Source organism: Mesorhizobium sp. M7D.F.Ca.US.004.03.1.1 (genome assembly GCF_003998635.1).
Lineage (GTDB): Bacteria > Pseudomonadota > Alphaproteobacteria > Rhizobiales > Rhizobiaceae > Mesorhizobium > Mesorhizobium loti.
The window spans coordinates 1-1,355 of record NZ_RZQG01001257.1 but is presented as its reverse complement, the minus strand read 5'-3'; the positions used below and the strand labels follow the sequence as shown (position 1 = coordinate 1,355).

The 1,355-nt window shown below is 63.6% G+C and carries 1 protein-coding gene; it reads right to left on the bottom strand.

Translation table 11 applies throughout. From position 1 onward, the window contains the following. Positions 1-1,355, bottom strand: a 1,355-nt coding sequence (locus tag EN935_RS36110) for a molybdopterin-dependent oxidoreductase (protein WP_164771694.1), incomplete at both ends; no start/stop codon positions are given.

Genomic DNA, 1,355 nt, shown 5'->3' with positions numbered 1-1,355 from the left:
CAGCACGACTTCGCCGCGCGTGTTGCCGACCTCGACACGATCGCCGTCGGCCAGCCCAAGTGCTGCGGCATCATCGGGGTGCAGCAAGAGTTCCGGCCGGCCTTCCTTGGCCTTGGACACCGGTGTTTCCGAGAATGTCGAATTGAGAAAATTGCGTGCCGGCGATGTTGTCAGCCGGAACGGATGCGCCTCGTCGGCGACCTCGATCAGGTCGACATGGTCGGGGAATTCCGGCAGCCGCGCCACCGGCCCGAACAGGCCCATGCTTTTCGGCGGCCGGTTGGGCGCCGCCTGCCCGGTCCAGTCGGCGCGAAAGTGGAATTTTCCATCCGCATGGCCAAATCCCCTAGTGAAATGCGCGGTGTCGAAATCCGGCTGCAGGTCGATCCACTTGTCTTCCTTCAAGCTGTCGAAGCTGCCCAGCCCGCGCTTGCCCAGGATGATGTCGATATGCTGCTGCTCGGTCAGGCCGAAGCCCGGACGGTCGGCGACGCCGAGCCGCTCAGCCAATTGCTCGATGACGAAATGGTTGGTGCGCGGCCCTTCCGGCGGCTCGATCAGCTTGGGGCCAAGCGTGATGTGCTGGTTGCCGCCGCCCTTGTAGACGTCGTCATGTTCCAGGAACATCGTCGCCGGCAGCACGACATCGGCGAGCTTGGCCGTGTCGGTCATGAACTGCTCGTGCACGCAAGTGAACAGATCCTGGCGCAGGAAGCCCTGCGTCACCAGCCGCTGCTCCGGTGCGACATTCACCGGGTTGGTGTTCTGGATCAGCATCGCCGTTACAAGCGGGCCGCCATAAAGCGCGTCGCTGGCACCGGTCAGCACCGGGCCGATGCGCGAATGGTCGAGATAGCGGATCGAGGGATCGCGCATCTTCGTGCCTTCCAGCACATCCTGGTTGAGCTTGAAGATGCCGGAATTGGAGTGGAAGGCGCCGCCGCCCTCATATTGCCAGCAGCCGGTGACCGCGGCGATGCAAGATGCGGCATGCATGTTGACGGCGCCATTGCGCTGGCGCGCGAAGCCATAGCCGAGCCGGAAATAGGTTTTCCTGGTCGTGCCGACGAGCCGGGCGAAGGCCTCGATCTCGGCGACCGTCAAGCCGGTGATCTCGGCCGCCCATTCGGGGGTTCGGGTCTGAAGATGCGCTTCCAGCCCCTTCGGGTCGTCGGTGTATTTTTCGAGATAGGCGCGATCGGCCATCCCTTCGCGAAACAGCACATGCATAGCCGCACAGGCCAGCGCGCCATCGGTACCCGGCTTCAGCACAAGGCCGAGATCGGCCTGCTTCATCGTCGCGTTTTCGTAAACGTCGATGACGACGATCTTGGCGCCGCGCTCCTTGCGCGCCT